Source organism: Paenibacillus sp. Aloe-11, assembly GCF_000245715.1.
GTDB lineage: Bacteria > Bacillota > Bacilli > Paenibacillales > Paenibacillaceae > Paenibacillus > Paenibacillus kribbensis.
Window position 1 is genome coordinate 112,054 of the sequence record NZ_JH601040.1, and the last position, 4,967, is coordinate 117,020.

Below are 4,967 nucleotides of genomic sequence, written 5' to 3' on the forward strand. Positions count from 1 at the left end.
GATACTGCTGCCACAATTCTACAAATCCGGCCCCGAAGAGCGCTGAAATCGGTGGTGCGAGCATAATCAGGTAATAATGATGGAAGAATCCGGCTACGCTGAAAAATGCAGCGACGGGAAGCAGCCAGGCCAACCAGAAGATGATCTCTCTGTGCTTTTGGGTTATATTGCGACGACGAATGCTTGCCAGCAGGCCGATCGAAGCAATCAATGCGAATGGAAGCAGCCAGCTAGCCTGACCTGACAAGGCAGATTGGAATAACCGTAAAGGCCCCTTTTCACCAGTGCCGAACATGCCACCACCGGAATTCCCGCCCGGTCCACCACCAGGTCCACCTTGCCCGTCGCCAGGACCGCCTTGACCGTTGCCGCCAAATCCGCCCGGCGGCATTTGGCCACCTGCACCGAATCCGCCTGCTGCCGTGTTGTTAGTAGCAGCGTCGCCAGTTGCTGTAGCATCACCCGATGGTGTAGCTGTCTGAGTCTGCTCCGAATTTGTATTGCTGCTATTCGTTGTGGCGTTTTGCTTCCACTCCGAGCGCTGGCCACCACGTCCACCGCCTGTTCCCTGATCTCCTGTCAGACGGGACAGGCCGTTATAGCCAAAGGCCAAATTCAGTACAGAGTTTGTACCGCTGCTCCCCATATAAGGGCGTTGGTCTGCCGGAGTGGAGTCCACCACAACTGCCCAAGAGAGCGATACGATCAGAAGAACCACTGCCGATCCTGCCAGGGTTACCGCTTTACGCTTCCAGTTAAACTTGGAAGCTAGCAGATAAAACAGTCCCAAAGCGGGAACGATCATATAGGCTTGCAGCATTTTTTCATTAAAGGCAATGCCTACGACTGCGAAAGCCGCGAGGATCAGCCCGGTTTTGCTATTTTTAATGCCTCTGAACAAAAGCCATGTGGCAAGCAGCAAGGTGAACACCAGCATAGCGTCGATGTTATTTGTGCGGCTGACCGCTACTGCTATCGGTGTAGTTGCCATGGCGAAGGCGGCCAATCGAGCAGCCATCGTACCGAAGCTCGGTTTCACGAGCAGGTAAACGAGCAATACCGACCCGACCTGAGCCAGCGCTTGCGGCAAAATAACGCTCCAGCCGTGAAGCCCGAATATGTAGGCGCTCGCGGTCTGAATCCAGAACACGACAGGCGGTTTGTCTACCGTTACCGATCCGGCAGAATCGAGTGAGGCGAAGAAGAAGTTGTGAAAGTTCTCTAGCATGCTCGCTACGGCCGTCGTGTAGTAGGTGTTGACGTATTTGTCTTGCCAGATGTTGTATCCGTTCAAAAATGCAGATATCAACATGATGATGATCAGGGGGATATCCGCCCTGCTTTTAAACCATTTCTTAATCATGTACATTCCACTCCCTGTGAAAATTCTTTGTATTTATTCCGTTGTTCTAGCCGCTATCTTCAGGACTGCGGAATGACCAGTCGCTTTTGATCTTGGCCCGGTGAACTACCGGCTTGCTATTATCTTGCCAGACGTACCTTAATTGGTTATGAGCGCTCCCTGAACGTTAGCTGAAAGCTTATCAGAGGTGCTTTTTTTACGGCGGGATTCAGGTATATTAGATACAGGTAAAAATGAACCGACTTTTTATAGGGAAAAAAATGCGACGTTATGAAAGGGAAGATTAACCATGAAACCAATACACGGAGTTAAAATTATGCTGGCCGACGATGAGCCTCATATTTTGCAATTTTTAGAGCTTGGACTAATTAATGAAGGATATGAAGTCAGAACCGCCGAGAATGGGAGTGATGCGGTTGATCTGGCAAAAGAGTTTCGTCCGCATGTAGCGGTACTGGATGTCATGATGCCTGAAATGAACGGCTTCGAGGTATGTCAAAGTCTCAAGGAGACGGAGGATAATATCGCGGTCATTATGCTGACAGCCAAGGATGATGTGGATGATCGGGTAAAAGGCTTAAAACTCGGCGCGGATGATTATGTTGTAAAGCCTTTTAGCTTTAATGAGCTGCTGGCTCGCATTGAAGCGCGTTTGCGCAACCAGTTTCCCGATCTGCTGGGAGAAGTGGTTCACGGACCCTTTCAAGTGGATGATCGCCGCAAGGAGATTCGCTATCAGGGTCAGGTGCTGGAGCTGTCGCCTACCGAATATGAGCTATTGAAGTTTCTAGTGCTGAACCACGGTATTGTTTTAAGTAAAAGCCGTATTCTGGACCGGGTGTGGGGGTACGATTTTGGGGGCGAGGATAATATTGTCGAAGTGTATATTCGCTCGTTGCGTGAAAAACTTAAAGACAAGGAGCATCGGGTCATTCGTACGCTGCGCGGTGTTGGATACCGTGTGGATCTGCTATGAAGACGGGGGGCAAACATCGGAGCAAATATGGACTCCGTTCTCTCCGGTCCCAGCTTTTAGCCAGAACATTGCTTATTTTGGCTCTGATGCTCGTATTGATCGGCTTTCTACAATATTTTCTGATGAAAGATTTTCTGTATCGGAGTCGTGCAGATGCTATGGGAACGCAGTTAAACTCCATTCCTGCTGATTTATTGATTAGGGACTCGCAAGAGCAGAGTGGGGGTGTTGCTCCCCAGGGAGGAAACAATCGAAGGGATGATCGACCGGGGCCGTTTCTGTTTTGGCCGGATATGTCGCTCGCAGCTATAGGCATAGATGGAACCTTCCGGAGCTTGTCCAGTGAAAACGGACTTAACCCACCGCGCCTCACCACTGAGCAATATCAAGTAATGCAGCAGGACAAGCGCATGCGTCATGGCTATCAATTGATTACGGATGCTCAAGGGAATGAGCAACTGGTTGTGTTCCGTCCGCTTGGCCCGCCTGACCGCTCGTCAGGTTTGCTTCAAATGGGCGTATCCACGACTTCCATGCAAGAGCAGCTGATTAATCAGCTCCGTACCTTTATTTTATTGTCTCTGATTGCGCTTGCGATTGGTCTGGCCCTCATGCTTCCTGTGCTGCGCCGTACGTTGGTGCCCCTTTCGCGGATGGTTGAGGCAGTCAAACGTATTGATGCCGGGAATCTGGACGAGCGCTTTGACGCCGAGCAGGGCCAGTATGAAGTGGATCGGTTGGCGGTTTCATTTAATGGAATGCTGGAACGGCTGGAGCATTCATTTGCTGCAGAGCGGGAGTTGCAGATGCAGATGAGACGGTTCATAGCGGATGCTTCTCATGAGCTACGAACCCCGCTCACGTCGATCCACGGCTTTTTGGAGGTATTGCTTCGCGGGGCGGCAGCCAATCCCAAGCAGCTTCAGTCCGCACTAGAAAGTATGTATGGAGAATCCAAGCGGATGAATAAGCTTGTCTCCGACTTGCTGTTGTTGGCTAAGCTGGACCGAACGCCGGAGTTGAAGCTGGAATGCATATCGCTGGATGGGTTGCTGCTGGAAATGAAACCACAGCTTCTCATGCTGGCAGGCACGCGTAAGGTGGTTTTTGATATGACGGCAGGTGTACGGGTGCTGGCAGAGGGGGATAAAATCAAGCAGGTGGTGCTCAATTTGTTTCACAATGCTGTTCAGCATACGGACCTGGAGAACGGTGTGATCCATGTAAATTTGTCCGCCAGCAAGAAGTTGGCGGATATCCAAATTCGTGATAACGGACCAGGCATGAGTCAAGAACAACTGGAGCGGATATTTGAGCGATTTTATCGTGGAGATGAATCACGTACACGCAGCTCGGGCGGAGCGGGGCTTGGCTTGGCTATTACAGAGTCTATCGTGGAGGCGCACGGCGGAAATATCACAGCCGAAAGTACACTGGGACTCGGTAGTGTTTTCAAAGTAACGCTGCCTTTAGCAGGAACGGTATAGTATTGCACATGATGGCACAAGCTAAAAACAGCCTCCCGAACCGCAGCTTTACTTGTTACACGGCTCGGGAGGCTTTTAAGTTGTTAGTTAATCAGTGCAGCTTTTTGTAAAAACACATGCAGCACTTTGGCGGATGCCTCACGTGTTGTAGGTGCATTCGGCTTGAAGTAGGAGGAGTTTTGAATCGTTTCTCCGTTGATAATACCTGCTGCACTCACTTTTTCAATGCTGTCCTTGGCATAGCCTGCAAAGGATGAAGCATCATGATACGGTGTACGTGCAGGGCCATCGACGGCAGCTTTAATTTGAAGCAGGTCTACAGCTTTACCCAGTATGACAGCAATTTCCTGACGACTGATATGAGCGTTCGGATCAAACTTGTCGCTGTTGCGGCCTGTAATCAATCCGGCTTCATAAGCGGCCGCCACATCGCCGGTATACCAGCTGCCTGCAGGAATATCACTGAATGGCGCAGCAGTGCCTGGTGTCAGGCCAAGTGCCCGGGTTGTCAGAGCTGCAAATTCTGCCCGTGTCACGTTTTTCTTCGGTGAGAAAGTTGTATCGGTTGTACCGTTAATCAGCAGCTTGTTCGCTAATGATTGAATTTCGGATTGGGCATACGATGTTGAAATGTCTTCGAAGCTGACAGGACGCGTCGCTGCCGCATACGTCGAGAAGCCCGGACGGCTTACCTTGACAACGGTAGATCCATCTGCCTGCTTGGTAAAGACGGATGGAACCGGATAGACATTTCCGTTCGCCGTATAGAGCACACCGGCTGTATTCGAATCAATTTGTCCTGGTACGGTAAAGGAACGGGTAATAAACTGCCCTGGAGCAATTTTGAGTGGTTGACTCTTGCCGCCAGTAATAACGTTAGCTTCAAACCCTACCGGTGCACCGATCACAGTCGAGCCTTTCAGCTTACCTGTAAATGTACTGCTATCCTGCGCCTGGCTGCTGATAACCACTTCAATGCCTGCACCTGCAGGAGCATTTTTCAGAACGGATATCGGCAAGGCCAGGGATGAACCTGTATGGCTGACAATCAGGCTACTTCCTGCCGGAGCTTTGCCCAGTGTGGCCAGCTGTCCAGAAGTGAGTGCGGCTTTGGTTGTTGGCCCGCTTGGCTGGCAGCCGA

At 50.8% G+C, this 4,967-nt stretch carries 3 protein-coding genes and 1 pseudogene; 2 read left to right on the forward strand and 2 right to left on the reverse strand.

The features are described 5' to 3' along the window. On the reverse strand, window positions 1–1,363 hold a 1,363-nt coding region (locus tag WG8_RS27665; RefSeq protein WP_007428321.1), incomplete at its 3' end, for a glycosyltransferase family 39 protein. Window positions 1,364–1,652: 289 nt separating this feature from the next. On the opposite strand from WG8_RS27665, the gene WG8_RS01640 reads away from it, so the two are divergent. Both WG8_RS01640 and WG8_RS01645 read left to right on the forward strand, forming a co-directional pair. Continuing rightward, window positions 1,653–2,339: a response regulator transcription factor gene (locus tag WG8_RS01640; RefSeq protein ID WP_043890679.1), complete on the forward strand. Its 687-nt coding sequence runs from the start codon at window positions 1,653–1,655 to the stop codon at window positions 2,337–2,339. After that, a complete protein-coding gene (locus tag WG8_RS01645; protein ID WP_007428323.1) occupies window positions 2,336–3,826 on the forward strand; it encodes a sensor histidine kinase in 1,491 nt (496 codons plus the stop codon). The genes WG8_RS01640 and WG8_RS01645 overlap by 4 nt, the downstream gene beginning before the upstream one ends. Window positions 3,827–3,909: 83 nt before the next feature. Here WG8_RS01645 and WG8_RS27670 read toward each other — a convergent pair. Further along, window positions 3,910–4,967: pseudogene (locus WG8_RS27670) on the reverse strand (S-layer homology domain-containing protein); the annotation flags it as partial.